Raw genomic sequence first — 632 nt, 5'->3', positions numbered from 1 at the left:
ACCCGGAAGCGGACCGCGTCCCGCTGCTGCCTGGTCAGTCCCCGGGCCCCCTCGGGCCCCAGTTCCCAGGGCCGGTGCTGCCCGTCGGCGCCGCTGCCGCAGTCCAGCCAGGCCGGCTCCGCGGTGAGCCCGGACAGCGACGCCGTCCGCAGGTACTCCTCCATCAGCAGCCCGGTGGGCAGCCGCAGCAGCGACGGCAGCACCGCACCGGCGGGCCGGGGCAGCCCGTCGCCGTAGATGTCGTCGTTGATCTCGAAGTCGGCGGCGATGTTGCGCCGCAGCCTGCTCCGGTCCTCGGCGGCGCGACCCCCGGCGCCCGGTCCCGGCTCCTCGTGTGCGCGCGCGTGGCGCTCGCCGCGTCCGTGGTGGTCGCGCAGCAGGTGGGAGACCTCGTGCACCCACACGCCGGCCAGTTCCTCCACCGGGGTACGCGCCACGAAGGCGGGGAAGACGTAGCAGCGCCAGTACGGGTCCACCGCCATCGTCGGCACCGACCGGTCCTCCACCACGTGCAGCGCGAACAGCGCGTCGGCCAGGTAGGGGCGGACCTTCACCGCGTGGAGCCGGGCGGCCAGCAGCTTCTCCGTGTCCAGGGGGAGGGCGGGCGAGTCGGCCGGCGGCCCCGGTACGGC

General features: G+C 75.8%; 1 protein-coding gene. It reads right to left on the bottom strand.

The window, feature by feature from the left end; genetic code table 11:
* On the bottom strand, positions 1 to 632 hold a 632-nt coding region (locus FRZ03_RS40270), incomplete at both ends, for a DUF2201 family putative metallopeptidase (protein ID WP_464862260.1).

Source organism: Streptomyces misionensis (assembly GCF_007896895.1).
GTDB classification, from domain to species: domain Bacteria; phylum Actinomycetota; class Actinomycetes; order Streptomycetales; family Streptomycetaceae; genus Streptomyces; species Streptomyces misionensis_A.
The sequence above is the reverse complement of the archived record's forward strand: the minus strand, read 5'-3'. Positions and strand labels throughout refer to the sequence as shown.